A 21,617-nucleotide genomic window follows, 5' to 3' on the forward strand; every position below is an offset into this window, starting at 1 on the left:
TCAGTGGGGCGTGGGCAGGTAGGTGTTCCCCTGCGGCACGAGGAAGTGGTGGAAGGTGACGGACGCGCTCACGTCGAGCGCGCGCACCCAGTGCCACCAGCCCACGGGGATGAAGACGAGGTCGCCGGGCTCCAGCACCGCCTCCACCACGTGCGCCTCCGAGTACAGCGGGAAGCGGTCCGCGTCCGGCTGCGCCGCGTCCACGTGGCTGAAGGTGCCGTAGCGCGGGTACATCAGGTGGCGCTGGAACGACGGGATGAGCTTGATGTGCTTGCGCCCCATCACCTGCGCCAGGAGCACGTTCATGTTGTCGTGGTGCAGCGGGGTGACGGTGCCCGCGGGGCCCAGCAGCAGCGTCATCATGTCCGGCCGCAGCTGCGCGTCGATGATGTCGCGCGGCGCCCGCACGTCGTCCCGCAGCGGCTTGAGGCCGTCGCGCTGCCAGTTCTCGTTGCGCGGCACCATGTAGTAGTCGTTCGTCTCTCCGCCCGTCGCCACGCGGTGCACATAGTCGCGAAAGCGCATCGTCTCGCGGTGCTTCTCGGGCTCTGGCGCGTGGTCCGGGTTCGACTCCCGCCGCGTCATCACCTCCACCTCCGCGTCCCCCGAGCGCTCGGCCAGGTAGGGCAAGGTCCACCGCCCCAGGGCCGGCCAATCCTTCATCAACCCTGTCAGCACCACGGGCCGGTGGCCGAAGTAGTAGCGAGAGAAGAACTCCTCACCCGACAGGTCTTCCCGCCGCTCCACCGCCGTGTGTCGTCCTGATTGCCGATGCAGCGAGCTGTAGACGTCCATCACGGACTCCATCCACCCGTAGCGCCGCCCCACGCGCTGGCACGCCTGGAAGAAAGGATGCGCCTCCACCCGAGCGACCTCCTCCTTCGCCACCTCTTCGCCCACGCCCGCGCCCACCAACGCCTGGCAGGCTTCTTCCCGAGTCACGCCCAGCGCCAGGTTCTCCACCAGCCAGACCTGCCACTCCAAAGCCAATCGGGATGTTTCCGCGCTCATTTAGAAATCCTTGGATTCCAAGACCCAATCCACCCCCCTGCCTCTCACGGATTGGCAGCGGAGCATGGTAAGGACGATGACAGTTCCAACGTTTCATCCACCAGCAACTTGTCCGTGCTGCCTGTATCTCAGCACGAGGAGCGAGCGCATGACGCCGGGTTCAACGCCGTCCCTGAGTGCCAATGCCGTCGAGTCGAGCGCGGCGGACGCCCACGTGAAGAACAACTACGTGGATTGCGCCACCAACGTAGGCGTGCAGCGGGCGCGGAAGCCCCTGCCGATGCCCTCCACGCCCGCACTGTCCACCGCCCCGCAGGCGCGCTAGGCCCCCGGGTTGTGGCAGCGGGGCCGTTTGGCCCCACCGTGGAGATCCATGCCCGGACGGGAACGACCCCCCTTCCGGGCATCTGCTTGTCTGTGTCCTTGCACTTTTTTCTCAAGGAACAGGCGGCTTCACGTCTTTGACAGGGAAACCCGCCAAGCGAGCATGTAGGACAAAATGGCCAACCTCTTCAACCGGGAGCGGAGGCGCTTCGAGGCGTTCATCCGACAGCACCGGCCCAGCTTGCTGGGGCTGGCGCGTCGGCTGTCCGTGCGCTCCAGCTTGGAGGCGGAGGACCTGGTCCAGGAGACCTTCGAGCGGGCGATGCAGGAGTTCGAGTCGCTGAAGGACCGGACGGATGCGGCGGCGGCGGCGTGGCTGTGTACGACGATGACGAACCGCTTCCTGGACTACTGCCGCCGACAGCGGACGGAAGTCCGCGGAATGCCTCACCTCGCCCTGGTGCAGGAGGGGGTGGCCCAGGCGGAGTCCCAGGAGAACTGGGAGCTGGTCAGCACCGAGGAGTTCCAGAAGGCGGTGGAGCGGCTCAAGCCGCACCTGAGAGATGCCTACCGGCTGCACGCCGAGGGCAGGCGCTACAACGCCATCGCCGAGCATTTCAACGTTCCCGTGGGCACGGTGGGCAGTTGGCTCACCCTGGCACGCAGGGACCTGAAGGACTTGCTGCTGCCACAAGTTGCGGTGGCCCGCGAGCGAGGGGCAACGAGCTCATGACGACGCCATGCACCAACAACCGATTGCACCTCTTCATCGACGGCGAGCTGTCCGCTCCGGATGCGGATGCGTTCCGCCAACACCTGACGCGGTGCGCCGAGTGTGAGGCGGGGTTGAGGGATTTGCTGCAGCTGGAGTTCCTGGCGGCGCGTGCCCTGGGGACGGCGGAGGTGGCGGTGGCGCCTCCGGAGGACCTCCTGGCGCCGGTGATGGGGGCGAAGGTGGTGTCGCTGGCGGGCCGGTTCCGGAAGGTCGCCCGTACGGTGATGCCGGTGGCGCTGGCGGCCGGACTGGCGGCGGTGGGGGTGTTCCGGCTCCAGGCTCCGTCGGAGGTTCCGGGCGAGGTGTGGCTGGCCAGCGCGGACACGCGGACCTTCGAGGCGCGGCTGAGCCACCCGAGGGCGGACCGCTTCCTGCCCTACAGCCCGATGCGCGGCACCAGCCACACCACGGACGTGCTGCCGCTGCGGCCGTTGGCGGAGCTGGCCGAGCGTCACGACTTCCGGGGCATCGCGGCGGCGTATGCGCTGCGGGGGGACTGGCAGCAGGCGGAGGCGTTCCTGGGTCAGGAGCCCGAGTCGGCTGACAAGGCGAATGACCTGGCGGTGGTGGCGCTGAGCCGGCAGCGGTACGAGGAGGCGCTGGGGCTGCTGACGAGCGCGCTGCGCCAGAATCCCAATCACTCGCAGGCGCTGTGGAACCGGGCGCTGGTGCTGCGTGAGAGGGATTTGCTGGACCGCGCGGCGGCGTCCTTCGACACCGTGGCCTCGCTGGGCGAGGAGGGGTGGAGCGCGGAGGCGCGCCGGATGGCGGCGGAGCTGCGCACGCAGCTGGCGGAGGAGCGGGTGCGGTGGCGGCGGCAGGTGTCGGACGCGTGGCTGACGCTGACGGATGGCTCGGCGCTCGACGTGAAGCAGCTGGTGCAGCGGCCGGTGGTGGCTCGCGCCGCGCTGTACGAGGCGGTCCGCACGCTGACGTCGAAGGAGCGCGTGGAGGCGCTGCTGCCGCTGGCTCGGGAGCTGGATGCGCTGGGTGGGGGCTCGGTGCTCCAGGACTACGTGCGGCAGGTCGCGACGCGGGACTTCGCGGCGCGGGCTCCGCTGGCGCAGGGGTACGCGGGGCTGCTGCGAGACCGCGACTCGAAGAAGGACGCCACGGCGCTGCTGGACTCGCTGCGCCGCTCGGGGGAGCGGGACATCTACTTCGGCGCGCTCGTGCAGACGGGCTTCGCGGCGGTGGATGGCGCGGCGATGAGCGCGCTGCGAGGCTTCGCCGAGGGCACGCCGGACCCGTGGCTGCACCTGCTGGCCGAGCGCGAGGGCATCCGCCGCGAGCTGGCCGCGGGCCGCACCGCTGACGCCGAGAAGCAGCTGATGGACGCGATGCTGACGTGCAACGGCCTGGGCAACATCGTGCCGTGCATGGAGCTGAACTGAGCCGCGCTCCCGCGCGGTGAAGTGCCGAGGGGTCGGTCCGTGAGGACTGGCCCCTTCGTCGTTCCAGGCTGTTGCCCATCGTGCGAAGCGGGGGCGAGGCGCGCTACGGGCGCGCGGGTGCGTGGCAGGCTTCCTCGCATGACCGCCCCTTCGCCCCGCAACATGCGCGACTACGCGGCCACCCATCGCGACTTCCGGTGGGAGCGGCCCGAGCACTTCAACTTCTCCGTCGACGTGGTGGACCGGCACGCACGGGAGCGACCGGAGTCCCTGGCGCTCCTGTGGTCCGACGAGTCCGGACGCTCGCAGCGCTTCACATGGCAGGGCGTGCGGCAGCGCTCGGTGCACGCGGCGCAGTTCCTGGCGGGACTGGGGCTGAAGAAGGGGGACCGGGTCTTCATCATGATGCCCCGCATTCCCGAGTGGTGGTTCCTGGTGCTGGGCTGCATCCGCGCGGGCATCGTGTTCATGCCCGGCACGCCCATGCTCACCGTCAAGGACATCCGCTACCGGCTGGTGGCGGCGGATGCGAACGCGGTCATCGCGGACGTGAGCTGCCTGGACTCCTTCGAGGGCCTCGCGGGCACGGGCCGCGTGGAGACCTGGGTCGCCGTGGGCGAGGGGGCTCCGGCGCCGTGGGTCCGCTACCAGTCGGGGACGGTGGGCACGGCCGCGCACGGGGAGACGTTCGCTCCGACGCGCGCGGAGGACCCGCTGCTCATCTACTTCACGTCCGGCACCACGGGCATGCCGAAGCTGGTGCTGCACACGCACGCCAGCTACGGCCTGGGGCACGTCATCACCGGCAAGTACTGGCTGGACCTGACGCCGGAGGACCGGCACCTGACGTTGAGCGACACGGGCTGGGCCAAGTGCGCGTGGGGCAAGCTCTTCGGCCCGTGGAGTCAGGGCGCGTGCAACGTCGTCTACGACTTCCGCGGGCGCTTCGACGCGCCGAAGCTCCTGAAGGTGCTCGCGTCCCAGCAGGTCACCACGTTCTGTGCTCCGCCCACGGCGTGGCGCGCGATGGTGTTGCAGGACTTGAAGTCCTTCGACCTGACGTCGCTGCGGCACACGGTGAGCGCGGGCGAGCCCCTCAACCCGGAGGTCATCGAGACATGGAAGGCCGCCACGGGGCTGCACATCCGCGAGGGCTACGGGCAGACGGAGACGGTGGTGCTGGTGGGGATGTTCCCGGCGGTGGAGCCGCGCATGGGCTCGATGGGGAAGCCGTCTCCGGGGTTCGTCGTGAGCGTCATCGACGATGCGGGGCAGGAGGTGAAGGACGGGCAGGAGGGGGACATCGCGGTGCGCGTGGTGCCGGAGCGACCGGTGGGCCTGTTCCAGGAGTACCTGGGGGATGCCGCCGCCAACGCAGCCTGTCGCCGAGGGGACTGGTACGTCACCGGAGACAGGGCGGTGCGCGACGCGGAGGGCTACTTCTGGTTCGTGGGGCGGGCGGATGACGTCATCAAGACGTCGGGCTATCGGGTGGGGCCCTTCGAGGTGGAGTCCGCGCTGCTGGAGCACGAGGCCGTGGCCGAGTCCGCGGTGATTGGTGTCCCGGACGAGAAGATTGGCCAGCGGGTGAAGGCGTTCGTGGTGCTGGCGCCGGGCTTCACGCCTTCGCGGGACCTGGCGAAGGAGCTTCAGGAGCACGTGAAGCGCACGACGGCGCCGTACAAGTACCCGCGCGAGGTGGAGTTCGTCACGGAGCTGCCCAAGACGGTGAGCGGGAAGATTCGCCGCGCGGAGTTGCGTGCGACGCCGTCGAAGCCGGAGTGAAGCGTCATCGAGATGCATCCGAGAAAGGTCCATATGTCCATCCAGTCGAGTCGTCGTGCGGTCCTCAGCTGTTTGAGCGTGGTGGTATGGGGTTCGTCGGTGCTGCCAGGAGTCGCTTCGGCGCTGGGCCTCATCACCTGTCCCCTGGGGACGTCCCAGGTGTCCTATTCGCCGGGCATCACGAATACGCCGACGCCGACGAAGGTCTCGGGCGTCGAGCTGTCGGGCCTGTGCACGGGCCTGGGGTTGCCCGTGGGGGTCAGCTCGTTCACGACCTCGTTCGCGGGAACCGCCACGCTCTCCTGCTCGGGCCTGTTCACCATGGGGGAGGGCGAGCAGACCTTCGTGTGGAACAACGGCGCCACCAGTACGTGGCACTACACGGCCACGGCGCCGGTCATCATCAACGGCCAGCGGGTCATCACGAGCACGGGAGTCATCACCTCGGGCCTGCTCACGGGAATGCAGGTGACGCAGGTCCTCACCCTGGTGAACCTGGACTTGATGCAATGTGATTCGCCGGGGGGCCTCACGACGACGAGCGGGCCCTCGACGTACACCTTCACGGGACTCTGAGCCGCGGGGTGGCGAGGCGCAGGGGCAGCTCCTCGGTGGGGAGCTCTCCCTCGCGCCATCACCAGCGCAAGTGTTGCGCTCGGGCACGACTCAAGGGGCCATCTCCAGCATCGCACCGACCACGGTCGCGCTGGCGCTGGGGATGCTGTCCCGGAAGGGTTCGCTCGGCGTACTCGTCTCGTTCAGGGATGCGGTGATGACGAGGACGTAGGAGTGACCCGGGAGCATGAGCCCAGGTGGCACGGTGATGCTCCGGCCACGGGTGTAGATGGAGCCCACGCTGTCCACGCGGGTGACGTTCTCTGCGTCCGCACGAAGCTGGAGCACTGAGACCCGGTAGAGCCGTGGCGTTCCAAGCGCGGGTGCATCCCAGGTCACCACGGGGGTGGGCGTCACGCCTGTCGCCGGTTCAAAGAGACTCGCGCCATTGACTCGGGGATTTCGCACCGGGGACAGCCTGGACGCGAGCGGATGGGCCTTGGCGTCGTCCAGGTCGTCGATGGTCTCCATGCCGGCCCGAAGCGTCACCCCCCTCGTGGTTCCAGGGAGCTGATAGTTCTTCTCGAGGACGGTGTGGGCCAGGACGCTGGTTGCCCAGCGCCCCTGCAGCGGGCTCCCGTAGTTCAGGGTGCCGGTTTCCAGCAGCTCGTCGTCCCGCTGGGTGGCTATCAGCAGATAGTCCGCGGAGCCGGAGTACATCCCACGCGAATTGTCGTACGGCAGCCCCTGCACCACGAGGAGGGTGTGCCTGCGCTCGGGATTGGGAATGCAGTCCTGGGTGTACCGATGGAAGTCGCGCAGCCTCCAACGGAACGCCGCCGAGTTCGCCGTCTCCACCGGAACCATCTCCCCGACCAGTCGCGTGGTTTCTCCCTCCACTTGGGCGAAGGCGGGAAACTCCACGAGCCGGCTCATGGCGGAATAAGGCACTCCGGTCGTGCTCGTGCGCCGGGACAACTGCGCGAGGATTCCACGGTCCCCTTGGCCTCCGTCAATCAGCCCCGCATCGGTGCTGGAGACAGTCATGTCCGAGAGCGAAGTCGCCCCGACCGCGGGGGGATTCCGTGACTGCCCCTCCATGTAGAAGAACCAGCTGTTGGCCCCCACGGAGAAGAACTCGAGCTGGTCTCCTCTCTGCCAGGGCACCAGTCCAGAGACCGAGAAGGAAAGGGGTGACGCGCGTGCTGGCATCACCACATCCGGCCGCCCCGCGAGTGTGCGCCCCATGTCGATTCCCGTTCCTTCTCCTTCGCCTTCCCCCAACAGGAGGTAGGTCGTTCCCACCCGGAGGTAGAAGGGTTCGCGAGGGACGTTGGGGACGCTGAAGACGCCGTTCGAGGAGTTGCCCCGGCCGGGATACTCCCTGAAGGTGCCATCTGCTCCGGCGACGAGCGCGGAGACGCCCCGGCGTTCGACGTCGTTGGGCAGACTCTGAATCTGGTGCTCCGTGAGCCAGGTCGTCCTGGACACACCCATGACGGTGCGGCTCCCCCTGGATGGGCCCACGAAGCCCTTGCTGAAGTGGACGACCTTGGCGACCAGGTGCCCGTTCTCCACCACCCCGCCGACAGGCTCATAGCCACTCCCATCCAGCGTGGACCAGTAGAGCGTGGGTGGAGTGGCCGCGCCCGTGATGGGAAGCGACACCGTGACGGGCCGATTGAAGACGACGCCCGCGGGCTTGAACTCGTAGAGACGGGAGGCCCTGCCCAGCTCCGCGGGAGGTGACTCCTCCGAGAGGGCCAGGGTCACCTGCACCGCGGACTCGAGTGCATCCCGAGGGAAGGTGAGCGTGGCCCCGTCCGACAGCGTCAGCACGCCTCCCTCCACGCCCACTTCCTTCGTGAAGGACTCCGGTGGTGGAGGCGGCTCCACCGGCGGACCGGGCTGTTCCTCGGTTCCGCTGCATGCACCGAGGAGCACGAGGATCAACAACAAAAGGCCCCCCCTCCAGCCCCAGTCTTCACCCTCTTCATGCACGACAACACGCCCCCTGCGGGGCAAGGCAGTCCGCTGGCGCCCAGGCCTCATGGATTGCTCTCCCTCTCGAGTCAGACACGCGCGCATGCGCGACGCCAGGAGCCTGGCGCTGGATTCACGGTACGAAAGCGAGGGAGGGCTGTCGTACCCCAAACGGGGTACGTCGGAAGGCGTCGCTCAACGCGCGTTGGCGAGATGAAGCGCCGCGCTGCCCAGGAGCATGCGAACCAACTCTGCCTGCCGACGTGTGCCGGTCTTCTCGAGGACCCGCTTCAGATGTGTTCGAGCGGTCTGCTCGGAGCAGCCTCGGTGCTCGGCGAACTCAGCCAGTGTCTTGCCTTGCGCGAGCGCGGAGGCCAACAGGGACTCGGCGGAGGTCAGGCCGTGGAGCCCTGCAATCAACTGGGGGTCCAGCAGCAACGCGGCATCAGGGTCGTGGATGACGGCGAGGACGCGCGCTGACCGGGGAGCGCATCCCCGGAGGGGACTCATCGGTCGCAGCGGCACGAACAAGATGCTGAGAGGCGCTCCATTCCGCCGTGTCACCTTGACCGGCGAATGAACAGGCACTTCCGAGGAGGCGTGTGGGGTGGCCTCGCTGAAGGCCGCGGACCGGGCGACCGTCGCGGTCAGCCGCTGGGCCTCTCCCGAGCGGTCCGCGGTCAGCTTCTGGCTCTTCACCTGAAGGCCATCCGCCTTGAAGAGCAGTTGCTCCGCGGCGGTGTTGGCGCAGATGAGATGCGCGGCTTCGTCCAGGACCGCTACCGCCCCTGGAACGATGTCGAGCGTCCGCCGCAAATCGCCGATTTCATGCCGCATGCCCTCCAGGAGGAGTCTCAGGTAGGCCGCGTTCTGAAGGTAGGGCAGCACCTCGGAGAACATCCGGACATGGTCTTCCCCGAACGGCCCGGCCTGCTTCTCTCGCATCACGGCATGGCCCACCATGAGCCCCGGAGACGAAGAGACACATGCAAACAGGGTGTAGCGGACTCCCTGTAACATCAGCAGGTCGTTGTAGATGGACGAGGCCTCGAAGTCGTCGGGTTCGATGACATCCACATCCGACAGGGCCTTGCCTGGGTTCTTCATGGCGGCCAGGAGGCGAGGGTCCTGGTGTCTCCAATGGACCTCGTAGTTGGAGAAGCTGGCGTCCGTCGCCCCATGGAAGTGGGTCTCGACGAGGTGCCCATCGCGCATGAACAGCGAATGGGCTGAATGCCCACCCATCCAGGATGCGATGGCGGCGAGCGCCGGCTGGAATCCGGCTTGGGAGTCCACGCAGTCCAGAATGAGCCCGACCAGCTTGTGCTCGAGAGGCCGAATCGCCATGGCTTCCCTCATCCGTGCTTGGGCCGAACGACACTCGATGGAGAGGGGCCGCGCTGTGTAGGTGTGGCGCGATGTCCACCATTCGACGCTTGCCCGTGGCCGCGCGTGTCCAGGCGCACCGTGAGGTGGTCCGCACCCCTTGCGGGTCGCTACGCCGTGGCGCGGCGCAGGGTCAGCTCCTCGCGGAAGGCGCGGATGATGTCCGCTTCGTCGGGGACCTCTCCAGAGCGCCGCTCCATCAGCGTCGAGAGCACGGCGATATAGGTCTCGCCGAACAGCAAGGTGAGCGCGGTGGCGGTGGAGGCGGCGATGAGCGCTCCGACCAGCGAGCCGGCGCCCGGGACGAGCTTGAGCAGGCCGGACACGATGGCCTGCCCGGAGAAGGTGGCCCCCAGACCCGTGGCCACCGAGCTCACCAGCGTGGAGAGGAACGCCTCCGTGAGCGGCAGGCCGAACACGCTGCTAATCCCCGCCAGCATTCCGACCTGCGTGGGGACAAGCAGGGCGGCGTCGGCGAAAGGGATGGGGGTGGCTCCAATGACGGCGGCCGTGGCCGCGGCGCTGGCGACGATGCCGTGGGCCCGCTTGCGCTTCTGACCGATGCTCACACGCTGGGCCGCGGCGAAGGCATTGCGCTGCGCCTCCGGCACCAGCTCCATGGTGAGCTCCACCAACTCCACGAGCCCTCGGGGGTGGAGCGTGTGGCCTTCGTCATCCGTCTCCAGGAGGGCTCTCACGCGCATGACGTTGCGGGCGATGGGCAGGAGCTTCTCCACCTCCGCTCGGAAGCCCTGGTCATTGCGCGCCTTGGTGATGACGGCGACGACCGGCATGTGCCGCGCCAGCATCCGGGCGACCTCCAGGTCTCCCTCCTCCACGCGGCGCGAGTCCTCGCCGATGCACAGCCAGGCGCAGTGCAGGTGTCGCGTCGCATCCGAGTCCCGAGCCCGCGTGGCCACCAGGTCCTCGAGCAGCGTCAGCGTCTCCTGGAACGCCCCCAGCTCCATGCCCCGCGTGTCCAGGATGCTCACGGGGATGCCGTCCTTCGTGTACTCGCGCGTCTCGCGAGTGACGGGGCGACCCTGGCCCGTGTCGGCGATGCGCCCGTGGAAGACGGCGTTGATGAGCGTGCTCTTCCCCACGCCGCTCCGCCCGGCGATGACGATGTTGACGCGCCCGCGCTTGCGGAACGCCTCGTCGACCTGCTTGCGAATCTCTTCTGCGAGATGGAGCTCCATGGAACCTCGCTTCGTCCTCCCGGGGGAGAGGACTCGCGGCCCGGCTTCGGGGGGCTCGCGATGGCCTGTCATGAAAGCGTAGCGGAAGGGCGACGCGAAGCCATGTGACACGGAGGGGACACCGTCGGCTTGCAGGCAGGCGAGCGGATGGAGGGGCGACGTCCCTCCTGGTGGGATGTCCTCGCGCTGCTCCCGGATTCGCGACGGAGGCGCACGTCGTCCGGTGTCGCCTCTGTCGGGCGAGCAGGAGCCCGAGAGCACGCCCGCCTCGTGGTGGGGTGTCGACTGCTCATCACGAGAGTCGTGCGGCGGGCGGCCTTGTCCGGCGATGGGCGCGCCGCCACCTTGGGCGTCCTCGGGGGCTTGGCGGATGGTGGTGTTCCTCATCGATGGGCAGGCCTCGCCCGCGGTGGTGGTGCGGCATGCGGTGGCCTCGCGCCGTCTGCGGCTCGCGGTGCCGGGACTCCTGGGAGACCGCTATCTGGGGCGGCGCCTGGAGCGCACGTTCCAGACCTGGCCCGGCATCGAGACGGTGAAGGCGGAGCCTCGCAGCGGTCGCGTGCTGGTGCGCTATGCGCCCGATGCTCCGCTGCTGGAGCGACTGGAGGAGGCTCCCGAGGAAGCCGCGTCCACGCGAGAGCCTCGGCCTCTTCGCACGCCCATCGAGTCTCCTCCCGACGAGGAGCCCTGGCACTCGCTCACCGTGGACCAGGTGCTGCACCGGTGGAAGACGGACCGGCACGGACTGTCCCGAGCGGAGGCCGCGACGCGGCTCAAGCGGTACGGCGCGAACACGGTGGTGGGCCTCAAGCCGCGCTCACGGTGGTCGCTGCTGCGTGCTCAGGTCGCCACCGTGCCCATGGGGCTGCTCATGGGCTCGGCCGCGGCCTCCGCGCTGGCGGGAGACCGGCCGGAGGCCACCGCCATCCTCGCGGTGGTGGGGCTCAACGCGGGCATCGGCTACCGCATCGAGCGGCGCAACGAGTCGCTCATCGCCTCATGGCAGAAGCTGGAGGCGGGGCAGGCCCAGGTGCTGCGCGACGGCGTGGTCCACGACGTCCCCGTGTCGGACCTGGTGGTGGGCGATGTGCTCCTGGTGCGCGCGGGGGACGTGCTGCACGCGGATGCGCGGGTGCTGGAGGCACATCGGCTCAGCGTGGATGAAGCACCGCTCACGGGGGAGAGCGAGCCCCAGCTCAAGGGCCCCGAGGCCGTGTCACACGAGGCCCCCCTCGCCGAGCGCACCTGCATGCTCTACGCGGGCACGGTGGTGGCGTCGGGACATGGCCGCGCGGTGGTGGTGGCCACGGGAAGGTCCATGGCCCTCGCGCGCGTGCGCGAGTTGGTGGAGGAGACGTCCTCGCCGCCCACGCCTCTGTCGCGCAAGCTGGAGCAGTTGGACAAGCGGGTGGCGGTGTTCTCCGTGGGCGCCAGCGTGGCGTCCGGTGTGGTGGGCCTGATTCGCGGACGGCCGATGGGACAGGTGCTGCGTGGCGCGGTGGCGCTCGGGGTGGCGGCCTTGCCGGAGGGGCTGCCCATTGTCGCGACCGCGGCGCTGGTGCGCTCGATGCAACGCCTGCACGCGCGCGGCATGGTGGTGCGTCGAGTCTCCGCCGCGGAGGCCCTGGGGGGTGTCACCGTCATCTGCGCGGACAAGACGGGGACGCTGACTCGCAACGACATGCGGCTGGAGGTCCTGGACGTGGGGGGAGGCGCGGTGGACCTCGAGTCCCTGCGCGCGAAGCCGGAGGCGGTGCTGGAGGATGTCCCCACGCTGGCGCTGGCCGCGGCGCTGCTCAACAGCGACGTGGATGTCCACCGCAACGGGCACGAGGTCATCATCACGGGCAGCTCCACCGAGCGGGCCTTGGTGTCCGCGGCCCATGACGCGGGACTGGACGGGGCCGCGCTGCGACGTGCCTTCCCTCGACGCAGGCTCCTGGAGCGCTCGGAGGGCATCCACTACGTGGTGAGCCTGCACGATGCGCCTGGAGGAGGCGTGGCCTTCGTCAAGGGCGCACCCGAGCAGGTGGTGCGGCTGTGTTCGCACGATTCACGAGGGCCGCTCGATGTGGAGGCACAGCGGCGATTGCTCCAGCGCAACAAGGCCCTGGCGGAGGCGGGGCTGCGAGTGCTGGCGCTGGGCTGGCGGCGCGTGGACGTGTCGCGCGGCGCCGCACCGGAAGGGGGTTACACCTTCCTGGGCTTCATGGGCCTGAGGGACCCCTTGCGAGAAGGGGCCGCGGACACGCTGCATCAGGCGCGGGTCGCGGGCATCCGGACCATCCTCCTCACCGGCGACCAGCGGCACACCGCCGAGGCGGTGGCGCATGCGGTGGGGCTGCGAGGCGAGACGCTCACGGCGAAGGAGCTGACCGCGCGCCTGTCCGAGCCTGGAGGATTGGAAGGGGACTGGCTCGACCGGGTCGCGGTGCTCGCGCGGGTGACTCCCGAGGACAAGATGGTGCTCGTGCGTGCCCTTCGCAGGCGAGGCGAAGTGGTGGCGATGGCGGGGGATGGCATCAACGATGCTCCCGCGTTGAAGGCGGCGGACGTGGGCGTGGCGGTGGGTGCTCGCTCCAGCGACATGGCCCGGCAGATGGCGGACATCGTCATGGCGGGGGAGGACCTGCGCGGCATCATCCACGCGGTGGGTGAGGGACGCATCGTCCAGGACAACCTGCGCCGCGCCATCCGCTTCCTCTTCGCCACCAACCTGTCGGAGATGGCGCTGGTGATAGGGGCCACGCTCGTGGGAGGCCGTGAGCCGCTGTCGCCGCTTCAGTTGCTCTGGCTCAACCTGCTGACGGACACGCTCCCGGGGCTCGCGCTCGCGCTCGAGTCGGGAGACCCGGACGTCCTGGACCGTCCTCCCGCACCCCCAGGGGCGCCGCTGCTGTCGAGGCCGCTGGCGCGACGAGTGGTCCGCGATGCGCTGCTGATGGCGGGCTTCGGCGCCACGGGGATGGTGCTGGGCGGACCGCCGCTGGCGTTCGGGATGCTCACGGCCGCGCAGCTCGGCTACGCCACGGTGTGCCGGGCGCCGCACGCTCGCGACAGTGGACGCTTCACCGTGTTGGTGGGGAGCGCGGTGGCCATGCAGGTGTTGGGGCTCACCTTTCCGCCGCTGCGCGCGGTGCTCGGGCTTCCTCCGCCGTCGCTGCTGACCTTCGGTGGTCTCGCCACGGGACTGGTGCTGCCCGGCCTCTTGATGGGGGTGTCTCGTCAGGGACGTCGCAGGGCCCGGCGCGACAAGCGCTTGTTCATCCCCGCGTCCTTGGAGGCTTCCCCGTGACGTTCCCGCACGGTCCCACCGCGGGCCCGAGCACGGTGCTGTCGCGCTGGCTTGCCCCCGCCGTGGACCGGTTCGGCGGCGAGGCGAGCTTCATCCCCTCTTTCGTGGAGGCTTCCCCATGACGTTTCATCTGCCGTCGTTCCTCTTGGGCTACACCGCGGGCGCGGGCACGGTGCTGGTGAGCCGGCACCTGCGCCCGCTGCTCCTGGAACTGGCCACCGCCGCGTATCGGTTTGGCGACATGGTGCTGGCTCGGACCGCCATCAAGCAGGAGGACCTGGAGGACCTGCTGGCGGAAGCGAAGGCGAGGGCTCGTCGGGCCGCGAATGGCCACGCGAATGGTCAGGCGCCGACCTGAGGAGGAGGAGCGCCATGGCTCGCTACATCTACGTGGTTCATGTCCTGCCCGGGCGCGTGCGCCTGCGGCTGCCCTGGCTGCGCGAGCATGCCTCGCTCGCCAACGCGCTCGCGGAGGGACTGATGGCCGTGCAGGGCATGGACGAGGTGGAGGTGCGCCCCTTCACCGGAAGCGTCCTGTGCCGTCACGACCCGGAGATGCTCGAAGCGAAGGACGTGGTGCGAGAGGTGCGTGAGCTCACCGGCGTGGACCTCGTCATCCGCCCAGGCGAGGAGCCTCCCGAAGAGGCGACCTTGTTCGCCGCCTTGGAGACAGGCAGCGACGTGGCCCGAGCCACCAGCCGCTTCGTGAAGGGGCTCGACGTCGACGTGCTCCGAGCCACTCACGGACGCGTGGGCCTGGGCGTGCTCATGTCGATGGGGTTCGCGGCGGCGGGCGTCGCCAAGGTCGTCACCACCCGTCAGCTCCCCATGCCGGACTGGTTCAACCTGGCCTGGTGGGCCTTCGCCACCTTCACCGGCGTGGAGCGCGCGGCCATCAACAACACGGAGTCCCCGGTGCGAGGACCCCCTCCTCGCGCCAGCACGCCCGAGGAGCGAGAGGACCCCGACTCCGAGGACCTCCCCTCCTGAGCGCACGCGCGTCCTAGCTGTTCCAGTCCGTGTGCACGAAGCCCGCCTCGGGCTTGTCCCGGCGCTGGTACGTGTGCGCGCCGAAGGCATCCCGCTGTGCCTGGGTCAGGTTCTGCGGCAGCTCCGCGCTGCGGTAGCTGTCCAGGTACGCGAGCGACGCGCTGAACACGGGCACGGGGATGCCCACCTTCGTCGCCGTCCCCACCAGCTTGCGCCACGCGGGGGCCATCTTCTCGAGCACCGGCGCGAAGGCGTCCGACACCAGCAGATTCGGCAGGTCCGGCTGCTGCGTGAAGGCCTCGCGCAGCGGCGTGAGCAGCTTCGCGCGGATGATGCAGCCGCCTCGCCAGATGCGCGCCATCTCCGCCAGGGAGATGTTCCACTTGTACTCCTGCGACGCCGCCTGGATGAGCCGCATGCCCTGCGCGTACGTCACCACGCGCGCCGCATAGAGCGCGTCATGCGCCCACTGCGCGAGCTGCGCCTTCTCCTCGGCGCTCAGCGTCTCCGAGGGACCCTGGAGCTTGCGGCTGGCCGCCACGCGCTCGTCCTTCATCGAGGACAGGACGCGCGCGTCCAGCGAGGCCGCGATGGACGGCACCGGGACGCCCAGGTCGAGCGCCACCTGCACCGTCCACTTCCCCGTGCCCTTCTGCCCGGCCTTGTCCAGCACCAGGTCCACCAGGGGCTTTCCCGTCTGTGCGTCCTTCTTGCGCAGCACCTTGATGGTGGTCTCCAGCAGGAAGGACTCGGCGATGCCCTCGTTCCACTTCGAGAAGAGGTCCGCCAGTGCGTCCGCGGACAACCCGAGTCCTCGGCGCAGCACGTCGTACGTCTCCGCGAGCAGCTGCATGTCCGCGTACTCGATGCCGTTGTGCACCATCTTCACGAAGTGGCCCGCGCCATCCGGCCCCACGTGGGTGACACACAGGCCCTCATCCGTGCGCGCGGCGATGGCCTCCAGCACCGGCCGCACCAGCGCGTACGCCTCCGTCGGTCCACCCGGCATGATGGACGGGCCGTGGCGCGCGCCCTCCTCGCCGCCGGACACGCCCACGCCCAGGAAGCGGAAGCCCTTCGACTTGCACAGCTCCTCGCGCCGGCGCGTGTCCTGGAACCAGGAGTTGCCCGCGTCCATGACGACGTCCCCGGGCGAGAGCAGCGGGAACAGCCGCTCCAGCATCTGGTCCACCGCCGCGCCCGCCGTCACCATCAGCAGGATGCGCCGAGGCCGCTCCAGGCTCGCGACGAAGGACTCCAGCGACGCGAGCGCCTGCAGCTCCGGGCGCCCGTGCTTCCGGTTCATCTCGTCGACGTGCTTCGCGTCCCGGTCCCACCCCACCACCTTGAAGCCGTGGTCCGAGATGTTGAGGGCCAGGGCCGCGCCCATGACTCCCAGTCCCGCCACGCCGAACTGCGCGCCCGCCTGGGCGCTCGCTGCCGCACTCATGGTTCCTCCAAGAAGTTCGCTCACCGTCCCGCGGCGGCGGTGTCCATCATCCACTGCGCATTCGAGACGCGAGCCGCCGGGAGCGCCAGGTCGCCCGCCAGCGCGCGCTTCGCCACGTCCCGCTTCCCCCCGCCCGCCACCAGCATCAGCACCGCACTTGCCGACAGCAGCACCGGCATCGTGAGCGTCATCCGCCACGGCGGGGGCTTGGGGCCCACCAGGGACAAGACCCGCCGGCCCTTCTCCTCCAGCGCCGGGTGCCCGGGGAAGAGGCTGGCCGTGTGGCCGTCCTCGCCCATGCCGAGCAGCACCACGTCCAACGTCGCGGGCAGTCGTGACTCGTAGTCGCGCGCGGCGGCGTCGCGGTCCTCGCGCTCGCCCTCCATGCGGAACACCTGCGACGGGGACAGCCGCAGCGGCCCCACGAGCGTCTCCTCCACCATGTGGTAGTTGCTGTCCGGGTGGTCCGGCGGCACGAAGCGCTCATCCACGAAGTAGAGGTCCACGCGCTCCCACGGGAGCGTCAGCCGCGAGAGCTCCCGGTACGCGGGCCCCGGCGTGCCGCCTCCCGACAACGCGAGGCTCGCGCGAGGCTTCGTCGCGAGCGCCGCCTGCAGCGACTTCGCCATCCACTCCGCGGCCTGATGGGCAAGGCCCTCGGTCGGGACGACCTGGGGAGGCTGCGCGCTCATAGCTGCGTCCACCGCCGCCCGTCGCGAGCCAGCAGCGCGGACGCGGCCTGCGGGCCCGTGGTGCCCGACGCGTAGGTGTGCACTGTCCCGCCCTCGCCGGAGTCCAGCGCTTGCAGGATGGGCGTCACGTAGGCCCACGCCTGCTCCACGCTGTCCTTGCGCGCGAAGAGGGTGGCGTTGCCGCGCATGCAGTCCAGCAGGAGCCGCTCGTACGCTTCGGGCACGGGCTTCTGGAAGCTCTCCGCGTAGTTGAAGTCCATGGTGACGCCCGCGATGTTGACGTCCTCACCGGGGACCTTGGACTCGAAGGAGAGGGCGATGCCCTCCTGCGGCTGGATGCGCAGCGTGAGCACGTTGGGCTGGAGGCGCTGACACGTGGCGCCCTCGCCGGCGAACAGGCCGATGGGCACGGACTTGAAGTGGATGGACACCTCCGTCATGCGCTTCTTCAGCTTCTTGCCCGCGCGCAGATAGAAGGGCACGCCCTCCCAGCGCCACGAGTCCACGCTGAGCTTCATGGCGACATAGGTGGGCGTGCGCGAGTCGGGCTTCACGCCCTTCTCCTGGAGGTAGCCCTCGTACTGGCCCACGACGACGGAGCGGGACACCTCGCGGCCCTCGACGGGGCGCAGGGCGCGGAACACCTTGTTCTTCTCGTCGCGGATGTCCTCCGCGGCGAAGGACACGGGAGGCTCCATGGCGCACAGGGCGAGCACCTGGAGCAGGTGGTTCTGCACCATGTCCCGGATGACGCCCGTCTCGTCGTAGAAGCCCGCGCGGCCCTCCACGCCGATGGACTCCGCCGCGGTGATCTCCACATGGTCGATGTGGTTGCGGTTCCACAGCGGCTCGAAGATGGCGTTGGCGAAGCGGAAGACCAGGATGTTCTGGACGGTCTCCTTGCCCAGGTAGTGGTCGATGCGGAAGATCTGCTTCTCGTCGAGGACCGAGGCGAGCTCGCGGTTGAGCTCCTTCGCGCTCTCCAGGTCATGCCCGAAGGGCTTCTCGATGACGATGCGCCGCCAGGGCTTCTGGTCCGGGCGCTCCTCGCGGGAGAGGAGTCCCGCGTCGGCCAGGCCGTGGAGGATCTGGGGGAAGGTGGAGGCGGGCGTGGCCAGGTAGTAGAGCTGGTTGCCCTGGGTGCCCTCGCGCTGGGCGACCTTCTCCAGTCGCTCCCGCAGGCGGGCGAAGGAGGCCGGGTCGTCGTAGCCGCCGGAGATGCCTTCCAGGCGCGGCGCGAAGCGCTGCCAGGCGGCCTCGTCGAGCGGCTGGGTGCGCGCGAACTTCTGGAGGCCTTCCTTCACGTGGCGGCGGAAGGCCTCGTCGTCGAGCTGCGAGCGGCTGAAGGCGACGACGGCGAAGTGGTCCGGCAGGAGGTTGGCGCGTGACAGCTCGAAGAGGGCGGGGAACAGCTTGCGCTGTGCCAGGTCCCCCGTCGCGCCGAAGAGCACCACGGTGCACGGGTCCGGGCGCGCGGCGCGCAGCAGGGGGTCTCCCTCTCGAGGATGCGTTTCGATGTGCAGGCCCTGCGCTTCCATTCCGCTGCCTCCTCCGAGTGACTTCGTGGTCGGCCACCTTACGCCCCCCTCGTCTCCGGACGGCAAGACAGAGTGCGCGCAGTGACGTGCGCGTGACGTCTGGAGCGTTGGATAGCGCGCCCCCGACGTGACGAGGGCCCTGCTCTAACAGCACGAAGCCACGCTCGCCATGCCCAGTCGGCGGTGCGCCACGCCAAAGGTCGCTGGAATGTGTCCTTCTCCGAGCAGCTCGGCGGGCCTCGGGGACGGGCCGTCCTGGTAGGGTCCCGCGGATGAGAAGACTGCGTGGGATTCTGCTGTCCTGTGGGGGCGCGCTGTGGTTGGCCGCGTGTGGAAGCGGTGGTACGTCGCAGGAGCCCGACGGTGCGCTGGGAGCGCAGGCGCTGCCGATCATCGCTGAGCAGCCCGGCGGCATCGCCGAGGCGGTCTGGCGCTGGTACGACGACCCGGACATCGCGAAGTCCAGCTACGCGAGCCCCGTCTGGTTCGACTTGGGGGGAGGCTCCATCCGCTGCTCCGCGGCGATGATCGGCCCCAACTTCATGCTGACCGCGGCCCACTGCGGCGCGCCGACCCAGCTGACGCTGAGCTTCCTGACGTACGCGGAGGACAGCAACACGGCCAAGCGCTTCGAGGACTTCAACTGCAAGATGCTCTACAACACCTGGCACAGCTCCGACCTGGCGCTGTACTTCTGTCCCCCGAATGCCTCGGGCGTCAGTCCAGGTGACAAGTACGGCTACCTCGACTTCGAGACCGGCGCGCTGAGCGTGGGGCAGCAGGTCTACAGCATCTGGGGAAACCCGCTGCAGACGCCGGCCCCCTCGCTCTATGACGTCCGCTTCCTGTCGAAGGGCACCATCACCTCGACGACGAGCTCGGGGACCTTCACGACGGACCCGGCGTTCGTCCAGGTCAATCCCTCGACGGGGCTGCCGGACTACACCACCAGCCACGAGCGCTCCATCGGCATCAGCACGAACCTGTGGAGCAACTACGGCGCCAGCGGCTCCGCGCAGCTCAGCGCGACCTCGCACAGAATCGCGGTGGGCCCGCTGTCCACCGCCACGCCCGATGGTCATGGTCGCAACGCGCTGTCCATCGCACAGTACCTGCTGGATGGCACCGTGGATGGCCGCGACCCGATACGGCTCAACACCTCGTACGTCGCCTCGCTGGGCGTGACGCCGTCGAGCTACACCGGCCTCATGGACAAGGACGGGGACAAGCTCATCGACCTCCAGGAGGACGTGGAGCGCCTGCGGGGAGAGAGTGCCCGCGATTGGTATGTGCTCGACTTCGACAGTGAGCGGCGCAACGCGCTGTGGACGCTGAACACGGCGGCCTTCGTCTCGGTGTCCTTCAACACCACGGACCGCACCGCCCAGCTCATCAGGACCCAGGCCTCCGTCGCCGAGCAGCCGATGCTGTCCCACTCGCGCCTGAACCTCACGCCTGGCAAGTACAGGCTCTCACTCCAGTTGGACACGGTGACCTCCGACTCCTCGCTGCCCGTGTGGTTGGGGATGGCGTGGGTCAACCCCGTCACGGGGCTGGGCGAGATTCAGGGCCGGTGGCTCTCGAGCCCTCCGGGCTCGGGGTGGGGGATGCACGCGGTGGAGGTGACGCTGCCGACGACTCAGGGCGCGCAGGTGATGGTGATGGGCGCGAGCAGCCGGTTCAACGTCCGGCTGGCCGCCATCAACGTCGTGAAGTCCGGCGCGGCGATGAACCTGGACACCGCGGACCTGCGCTTCCATTGGCGCAACGATGTCACCGGGGGACGGGGACGTGTCGTCCCGCGCGGCGTCAACTCCGCGACGCGGACGGACTGGGCGCTGCGGGTGAAGTTCGATGCGACGAACCCGACGGGCTGGCCCATCCGGAATCGGCAGTTCGCGCTGGTGGGCGCTGGCCGCTATCGCCTCTGCTTCGACCACAAGCAGGAGACGTCGGCCTCGAGTGGGGTCATGCGCGTGGTGTCCACGGGTGAGGAGCGCGTGCGGCAGGACATCGCCGCGGGCAGCGCGTGGAGTCGGACGTGTACGCCCAGCTTCCGGGCGAAGACCGACGACAACAACGTCCAGTTCGGCGTCACCTCGGGAGCGGGCTCCTACCTGGTGGACAACATCGCCATCGTCGAGGAGCCGCGCTTCATCAGCGAGCCGGGCGTCGACCGGCCGGGCCAGGACATCCGAAGCCTCGACCTCCTCGTGGCGGACCCCGTGCTCTGTGAGGACGCCTGCGCGAACGAGAGCGGCTGCGTCGCCTATACCTACGTGGCGCCGGGCCACCAGGGCGTGAATGCGCGGTGCTGGCTCAAGAGCGCGCTGCCCGCGACGTCCTACTCGACCAGCTGGTGTCACACGGGCTATCGCCTGCCCTAGCCGCCCGCCTCCCTGACAGGCGCCGGAAGCGTGCCCGGAGGCTGTCCTTGCCCCCTCCGGGCACGCTATGTCCAGGACCGATGATGAGCCCCCGCCACGCGCCTCCGCCGTCCCCGCCACGATGAAGTACCTCGTCACCGTCTGGTTCTGGCTCGTCTTCCTGCTCACCGCGCCCCTGCTGTTCGCGCTGGGGGCGCTGCTGTTGCTCGTCACCTTCCCGGTCGACCGGGACCGCCGGATGCTCCACTGGCTGGTGTGTCACTGGTGCCATGGGCTGTGGCTGCACCTGTCGCCCGGTTGGCGCACGCGGTTCGAGGGCCGGGAGCTGCTCCCGAAGGGGCCCTGCGTCATCGTGGTCAACCATCAGTCCGCCATGGATATCCTCGCGGTGATGGGGCTGTACCACCCGTACAAGTTCGTCGCGAAGGCGTCGCTGTTCTCCCTGCCGCTCGTGGGCTGGATGATGACGCTCCTGGCCTACGTGCCCATCGTCCGAGGCTCCACCACGGCCCTGCACCAGCTGCTGGACCCCTGCAGGCGATGGCTCCGCCGAGGCATGCCCATCCTCATCTTCCCCGAGGGCACCTATGCCCTTCCCGGGCAGCGGCTTCCCTTCAAGCGCGGCGCCTTCCAGCTCGCGGTGGAGGAGCACGTCCCGGTGGTGCCCATCGTCGTGGAGGGAACGACGGACCTGTTGTTGGGAGACGGCCCCTGGATGAATCCCAGGGCCTCCATGCGCGTGCGGGTGTTGCCGCCGCTGCCTCCGGAGTCGCTGGGGCAGGACTCGGTGGTGCTCGCGGAGCGCGTGCGCGCGCTGTACGAACAGACCTTGTCCGCCCACGGTTGAGACGCG

The 21,617-nt window shown here is 69.2% G+C and carries 18 protein-coding genes; 11 read left to right on the top strand and 7 right to left on the bottom strand.

Annotated elements, in window-relative coordinates; genetic code table 11:
• Complete coding sequence (locus MYSTI_RS04920) at positions 1 to 1,011, bottom strand: cupin-like domain-containing protein (RefSeq protein WP_015346599.1); 1,011 nt, start codon at positions 1,009 to 1,011, stop codon at positions 1 to 3.
• A gap of 148 nt (positions 1,012 to 1,159) precedes the next feature.
• Here MYSTI_RS04920 and MYSTI_RS43645 point away from each other — a divergent pair, with 148 nt between their 5' ends.
• From MYSTI_RS43645 to MYSTI_RS04940, 5 genes are all read left to right on the top strand, one after another.
• The gene (locus MYSTI_RS43645) at positions 1,160 to 1,336 is read left to right on the top strand and encodes a hypothetical protein (RefSeq protein WP_015346600.1); all 177 of its coding nucleotides are present in this window, start codon (positions 1,160 to 1,162) and stop codon (positions 1,334 to 1,336) included.
• A gap of 174 nt (positions 1,337 to 1,510) precedes the next feature.
• Positions 1,511 to 2,068 (top strand): RNA polymerase sigma factor, encoded by a 558-nt coding sequence (locus MYSTI_RS04925; RefSeq protein ID WP_015346601.1) that lies wholly within the window; start codon positions 1,511 to 1,513, stop codon positions 2,066 to 2,068.
• Positions 2,065 to 3,504, top strand: a complete 1,440-nt coding sequence (locus MYSTI_RS04930; protein ID WP_015346602.1) for a zf-HC2 domain-containing protein — start codon at positions 2,065 to 2,067, stop codon at positions 3,502 to 3,504. The genes MYSTI_RS04925 and MYSTI_RS04930 overlap by 4 nt, the downstream gene beginning before the upstream one ends.
• 138 nt (positions 3,505 to 3,642) lie before the next feature.
• Positions 3,643 to 5,289 (top strand): acetate--CoA ligase, encoded by a 1,647-nt coding sequence (locus MYSTI_RS04935; protein WP_015346603.1) that lies wholly within the window; start codon positions 3,643 to 3,645, stop codon positions 5,287 to 5,289.
• A 99-nt stretch (positions 5,290 to 5,388) separates the two neighbouring features.
• Positions 5,389 to 5,865, top strand: a complete 477-nt coding sequence (locus MYSTI_RS04940; RefSeq protein ID WP_144369995.1) for a hypothetical protein — start codon at positions 5,389 to 5,391, stop codon at positions 5,863 to 5,865.
• 90 nt (positions 5,866 to 5,955) lie between these two features.
• On the opposite strand, the gene MYSTI_RS04945 is transcribed toward MYSTI_RS04940, so the two are convergent.
• From MYSTI_RS04945 to MYSTI_RS04955, 3 genes are all read right to left on the bottom strand, one after another.
• Positions 5,956 to 7,803: a hypothetical protein gene (locus tag MYSTI_RS04945; RefSeq protein ID WP_044278874.1), complete on the bottom strand. Its 1,848-nt coding sequence runs from the start codon at positions 7,801 to 7,803 to the stop codon at positions 5,956 to 5,958.
• A gap of 219 nt (positions 7,804 to 8,022) precedes the next feature.
• Entirely contained in the window at positions 8,023 to 9,174 is a 1,152-nt protein-coding gene (locus tag MYSTI_RS04950) for a helix-turn-helix transcriptional regulator (protein ID WP_015346606.1), read from the bottom strand.
• Positions 9,175 to 9,323: 149 nt separating this feature from the next.
• Entirely contained in the window at positions 9,324 to 10,412 is a 1,089-nt protein-coding gene (locus MYSTI_RS04955; RefSeq protein ID WP_015346607.1) for a YcjF family protein, read from the bottom strand.
• Between the two features lie 370 nt (positions 10,413 to 10,782).
• Here MYSTI_RS04955 and MYSTI_RS04960 point away from each other — a divergent pair, with 370 nt between their 5' ends.
• The 4 genes from MYSTI_RS04960 to MYSTI_RS04970 are packed head-to-tail and all read left to right on the top strand — an operon-like array spanning position 10,783 to position 14,697.
• The gene (locus MYSTI_RS04960; RefSeq protein ID WP_015346608.1) at positions 10,783 to 13,707 is read left to right on the top strand and encodes a cation-translocating P-type ATPase; all 2,925 of its coding nucleotides are present in this window, start codon (positions 10,783 to 10,785) and stop codon (positions 13,705 to 13,707) included.
• Positions 13,704 to 13,829: a hypothetical protein gene (locus MYSTI_RS45235; protein WP_267881056.1), complete on the top strand. Its 126-nt coding sequence runs from the start codon at positions 13,704 to 13,706 to the stop codon at positions 13,827 to 13,829. The genes MYSTI_RS04960 and MYSTI_RS45235 overlap by 4 nt, the downstream gene beginning before the upstream one ends.
• Entirely contained in the window at positions 13,826 to 14,065 is a 240-nt protein-coding gene (locus tag MYSTI_RS04965) for a hypothetical protein (protein ID WP_015346609.1), read from the top strand. The genes MYSTI_RS45235 and MYSTI_RS04965 overlap by 4 nt, the downstream gene beginning before the upstream one ends.
• A gap of 14 nt (positions 14,066 to 14,079) precedes the next feature.
• Positions 14,080 to 14,697, top strand: coding sequence for an HMA2 domain-containing protein (locus MYSTI_RS04970; protein WP_015346610.1), 618 nt, complete (start codon positions 14,080 to 14,082; stop codon positions 14,695 to 14,697).
• A 13-nt stretch (positions 14,698 to 14,710) separates the two neighbouring features.
• Here the strand turns inward: MYSTI_RS04970 and gndA are convergent, their stop codons facing one another.
• Genes gndA through zwf form a run of 3 tightly spaced genes read right to left on the bottom strand, consistent with a single transcriptional unit; the run spans position 14,711 to position 18,377 of the window.
• Positions 14,711 to 16,147, bottom strand: a complete 1,437-nt coding sequence (gndA, locus tag MYSTI_RS04975) for an NADP-dependent phosphogluconate dehydrogenase (protein ID WP_015346611.1) — start codon at positions 16,145 to 16,147, stop codon at positions 14,711 to 14,713.
• A gap of 20 nt (positions 16,148 to 16,167) precedes the next feature.
• The gene (gene pgl, locus MYSTI_RS04980; protein ID WP_015346612.1) at positions 16,168 to 16,839 is read right to left on the bottom strand and encodes a 6-phosphogluconolactonase; all 672 of its coding nucleotides are present in this window, start codon (positions 16,837 to 16,839) and stop codon (positions 16,168 to 16,170) included.
• The gene (gene zwf / locus MYSTI_RS04985) at positions 16,836 to 18,377 is read right to left on the bottom strand and encodes a glucose-6-phosphate dehydrogenase (protein ID WP_015346613.1); all 1,542 of its coding nucleotides are present in this window, start codon (positions 18,375 to 18,377) and stop codon (positions 16,836 to 16,838) included. The genes pgl and zwf overlap by 4 nt, the downstream gene beginning before the upstream one ends.
• Positions 18,378 to 18,649: 272 nt before the next feature.
• Between zwf and MYSTI_RS04990 the strand changes: the two genes are divergently transcribed.
• Positions 18,650 to 20,764 (top strand): PAN domain-containing protein, encoded by a 2,115-nt coding sequence (locus tag MYSTI_RS04990; RefSeq protein ID WP_015346614.1) that lies wholly within the window; start codon positions 18,650 to 18,652, stop codon positions 20,762 to 20,764.
• 121 nt (positions 20,765 to 20,885) lie between these two features.
• Positions 20,886 to 21,611, top strand: coding sequence for a lysophospholipid acyltransferase family protein (locus tag MYSTI_RS04995; protein ID WP_015346615.1), 726 nt, complete (start codon positions 20,886 to 20,888; stop codon positions 21,609 to 21,611).
• Positions 21,612 to 21,617 lie beyond the last annotated feature (6 nt).

Origin of the sequence: Myxococcus stipitatus DSM 14675 (assembly GCF_000331735.1) — a bacterium.
GTDB classification, from domain to species: Bacteria; Myxococcota; Myxococcia; order Myxococcales; family Myxococcaceae; genus Myxococcus; species Myxococcus stipitatus.

Excerpts from the sequence above, each read along its gene's own strand:
- MYSTI_RS04950 (WP_015346606.1), bottom strand. The coding sequence starts at position 9,174 with ATGGCGATTCGGCCTCTCGAGCACAAGCTGGTCGGGCTCATTCTGGAC.
- gndA (WP_015346611.1), bottom strand. The coding sequence starts at position 16,147 with ATGAGTGCGGCAGCGAGCGCCCAGGCGGGCGCGCAGTTCGGCGTGGCG.
- MYSTI_RS43645 (WP_015346600.1), top strand. The coding sequence starts at position 1,160 with ATGACGCCGGGTTCAACGCCGTCCCTGAGTGCCAATGCCGTCGAGTCG.
- MYSTI_RS04990 (WP_015346614.1), top strand. The coding sequence starts at position 18,650 with ATGAGAAGACTGCGTGGGATTCTGCTGTCCTGTGGGGGCGCGCTGTGG.
- zwf (WP_015346613.1), bottom strand. The coding sequence starts at position 18,377 with ATGGAAGCGCAGGGCCTGCACATCGAAACGCATCCTCGAGAGGGAGAC.
- pgl (WP_015346612.1), bottom strand. The coding sequence starts at position 16,839 with ATGAGCGCGCAGCCTCCCCAGGTCGTCCCGACCGAGGGCCTTGCCCAT.
- MYSTI_RS04920 (WP_015346599.1), bottom strand. The coding sequence starts at position 1,011 with ATGAGCGCGGAAACATCCCGATTGGCTTTGGAGTGGCAGGTCTGGCTG.
- MYSTI_RS04995 (WP_015346615.1), top strand. The coding sequence starts at position 20,886 with ATGAAGTACCTCGTCACCGTCTGGTTCTGGCTCGTCTTCCTGCTCACC.
- MYSTI_RS04970 (WP_015346610.1), top strand. The coding sequence starts at position 14,080 with ATGGCTCGCTACATCTACGTGGTTCATGTCCTGCCCGGGCGCGTGCGC.
- MYSTI_RS04930 (WP_015346602.1), top strand. The coding sequence starts at position 2,065 with ATGACGACGCCATGCACCAACAACCGATTGCACCTCTTCATCGACGGC.
- MYSTI_RS04955 (WP_015346607.1), bottom strand. The coding sequence starts at position 10,412 with ATGGAGCTCCATCTCGCAGAAGAGATTCGCAAGCAGGTCGACGAGGCG.
- MYSTI_RS04935 (WP_015346603.1), top strand. The coding sequence starts at position 3,643 with ATGACCGCCCCTTCGCCCCGCAACATGCGCGACTACGCGGCCACCCAT.
- MYSTI_RS04960 (WP_015346608.1), top strand. The coding sequence starts at position 10,783 with ATGGTGGTGTTCCTCATCGATGGGCAGGCCTCGCCCGCGGTGGTGGTG.
- MYSTI_RS04925 (WP_015346601.1), top strand. The coding sequence starts at position 1,511 with ATGGCCAACCTCTTCAACCGGGAGCGGAGGCGCTTCGAGGCGTTCATC.
- MYSTI_RS04965 (WP_015346609.1), top strand. The coding sequence starts at position 13,826 with ATGACGTTTCATCTGCCGTCGTTCCTCTTGGGCTACACCGCGGGCGCG.